The sequence below is a fragment of the uncultured Tepidimonas sp. genome (assembly GCF_938045175.1).
Lineage (GTDB): Bacteria > Pseudomonadota > Gammaproteobacteria > Burkholderiales > Burkholderiaceae_C > Tepidimonas.
This window is the reverse complement of sequence record NZ_CALIND010000119.1, coordinates 1-2,909: the sequence shown is the minus strand read 5'-3', so window position 1 is coordinate 2,909 and position 2,909 is coordinate 1. Positions and strand designations below refer to the sequence as shown.

Here is a 2,909-nt window from a genome sequence, read left to right as displayed (position 1 = left end):
ACATAGGGCTTGAACCCTTGCATGGGGAAGTGGTACTGCAGCGTCAGCGTAGGGGGTAAGTGCTTGAGCGTGCCGATCTGCGTGCCCGCCAACGATACCCGCTGTTTTTGCGGCACCGTCAGGATGAGTTCTGCCGCGATGTTGGGCGTGAAGAAGTAGCTGAAATCAGCCTCGGGCAACCACTTGCTATTGATCGACACCGGTACGGCGGGATTGCTATTGTCGTTGGCTGGGTCGAGGTGAACGGCGCGCGCGCGTACCATCCAGGTGCCACTGTCCACCGTTTGCGCTTGTGCACTCAGCGCAGCCAGGCACGCTGCTGCGGCCCACCCGAAGCGAAAAAGCATCGATGATTTCATGGTGTTGCTCACTTGAAAAAGGTTATGTCCCACGAGGGAAGACCTCGCTAGCCTATTGCACACCCAAGGTTACCCCCGGTGTTTGATGTCCATCAAGACGATGGGTATGCGTCCGCGACCAACAGGCGGATGTTGATCTGCGTCAAAGTCTTGGGCACTGGCGCTCTGACTCGATCGGGCGCTGCACCCGGGGATGACATCCGCGGGCCACGCAGGGGCTGTGTGCTAAGCTGGCCGTTTCACGAACATGGTTTCGTGGTTCGTGATCGCTTCTGCGCGTGAAGCCTTTCGATGACCCGCAGCAAACTACCCATCGGCATCCAGACCCTGCGCCGCATGCGCGAGGGGCTGCGCCATTTGTACTCGGTGCTCAAAGCGCAGGACGCGCACCTGCGCTTCGTGTCTGGATCGGGGAGCGTGTGTACAACCCCCGCGCCCGGTGGTAGTGCCCATCGCCGTGGGTGATGACCTCATCGTCAGGAAGCACCGCGTCGGGCGCCAGGGGTTCGAGCGCGCGCACCTGCTCGTACAGCGGGGCGAAGTCGATGTCGGCCAGGCGCAGCAGGTCGTCCAACCGGTCGAGCACAAAGTAGGTTTGTTGAAAGTCGTCGATGCGGTAGCGCGTGCGCATGACGCGCGGCAGCGCAAACGCGATGCGGTTCGGCGACGTCGAGTCGAGGCAAAACACGCTCTCGGCCGCAGAGGAGACGATGCCCGCGCCAAAGATGCGCAGGCCGCCGTCCTCGCGCACCAGGCCAAACTCCACCGTGTACCAGTACACGCGCGCCAGCATCTCGAGTGCACCGAGCCGTTGCGCGCGCAGCCCACCCTCGCCATAGGCCTGGATGAAGTCGGCCATGACCGGGTTGAGCAGCATGGGCACGTGGCCAAACACGTCGTGAAAGACGTCGGGCTCTTGCAGGTAGTCGAGCTGATCGGCGCGGCGGATGAACTGCCCGGCGGGAAAGCGCCGGTGCGCCAAGTGGTCAAAGAAGACGTCGTCCGGTACCAACCCTGGCACGGCTACCACCTGCCAGCCGGTGTGGCGCATCAGCACCTCGGACAGCGCGTCGAAGTGGGGGATGCGGTCCGGCTCGATGGGCAGGCGGCGCATGCCGTCCAGAAAAGCGGCGCAGGCGCGCCCGGGCAGCAGCGCCATCTGGCGCCGAAACAGGGTGGCCCAGGTGGCGTGTTCTTCCGGCGTGTAGCGCTCCCAATGCTGGGGGATGGTCCAGTCGGGGCTGGCGGGACGGCCAGCCTCGCCTGCCGCCCAGCCGTGCAAGGCGGTGGCGGGGGCGTTCATGGTAACAGTCTCCTCGTGCGTGCCGCGTTCAGGCGGGTACGCCGCCCGCGGCTGCCGCAGCCGTGTCGATCCAGTGCGCTAAGTCCACGTCGCGCTGGGTCAGGCCGCTGGCATCGTGGGTGGTCAGGGTGATGTCCACCCGGTGGTATACATTGCTCCACTCCGGGTGGTGGTTGCGGCGTTCGGCCTCCAGAGCCACGCGTGTCATGAACCCGAAGGCCGCGTTGAAGTCCGCAAAGCGCAGCACGCGCCGGATGGCGTGGCGCTCGCCATCGAACGTCCAGGCGGGCAGTTGGGCCAGTGCGGCGTCGAGCGCGGGGCCTTCGAGTTTGGTCATGTCGGGGTTCCTTGGAGGGTAGGGCGGTCAGGCGGCAGCGTTTTCGACCTTGAGGGTGCCGCGGCGGATTTGGTCGCGCTCCAGGCTTTCGAACAGGGCCTTGAAGTTGCCTTCGCCAAAGCCTTCGTCGTTCTTGCGCTGGATGAATTCGAAAAACACCGGGCCCAGCACCGGCTGGCTGAAGATTTGCAGCAGCAGGCGTTTGTCACCACCCCGGGTGTTGCCGTCGAGCAGGATACCGCGCGCCTGCAGCTCGGCCACCGGTTCGCCGTGGCCCGGCAGGCGCTCTTGCAGCATCTCGTAGTAGATGTCGTTGGGCGCGCTCATCAGCGGCACGCCCGCCATCTGCAGCGCATCGACGCTGCGCAGGATGTCGTCGGTCAGCAAGGCGATGTGCTGGATGCCCTCGCCGTTGAACTGCATGAGGAACTCTTCGATCTGGCCATTGCTGCCCGAGCCGCCCTCTTCGTTGAGCGGAATGCGGATCAGGCCGTCGGGCGCGGTCATGGCGCGGCTCTTGAGCCCGGTGTATTCGCCCTGGATGTCGAAGTAGCGGATTTCGCGGAAGTTGAACAGCCGCTCGTACCACTGCGCCCAGTAGGCCATACGCCCACGGTAGACGTTGTGCGTCAGGTGGTCGATGACCTGAAAGCCATGCCCCACGGGGTGGCGGCTGGCCGGGTCCTCGAAGCCGGGCAGGAACTCGAAGTCGATGTCGTAGATGCTCTTGCCGTCCTCGTAGCGGTCGATCAGGTACAGCGGCGCGCCGCCGATGCCTTTGATCGCGGGCAGGCGCAGCTCCATCGGGCCAGTGGGGATGTCGATGGGCTGCGCGCCCAGCTCCAACGCGCGGTAGTAGGCCTTGTGGGCGTCCTTGACGCGGAAGGCCAAGCCACAGGCGCTGGGGCCG

Annotated in this window: 4 protein-coding genes; all 4 read right to left on the bottom strand. The window is 64.9% G+C overall.

Annotation, left to right across the window (positions count from 1 at the left end; genetic code table 11):
• Positions 1–359, bottom strand: a 359-nt coding sequence (locus tag Q0716_RS06230) for an OmpW family outer membrane protein (RefSeq protein ID WP_299020897.1), incomplete at its 3' end; no start/stop codon positions are given.
• Positions 360–729: 370 nt separating this feature from the next.
• Complete coding sequence (phhA, locus tag Q0716_RS06225; RefSeq protein ID WP_299020895.1) at positions 730–1,662, bottom strand: phenylalanine 4-monooxygenase; 933 nt, start codon at positions 1,660–1,662, stop codon at positions 730–732.
• Positions 1,663–1,690: 28 nt separating this feature from the next.
• Entirely contained in the window at positions 1,691–1,999 is a 309-nt protein-coding gene (locus tag Q0716_RS06220) for a 4a-hydroxytetrahydrobiopterin dehydratase (RefSeq protein WP_299020892.1), read from the bottom strand.
• A 27-nt stretch (positions 2,000–2,026) separates the two neighbouring features.
• Positions 2,027–2,909 (bottom strand): 4-hydroxyphenylpyruvate dioxygenase (gene hppD / locus Q0716_RS06215; protein WP_299020890.1); only part of this gene is annotated, 883 nt, incomplete at its 5' end.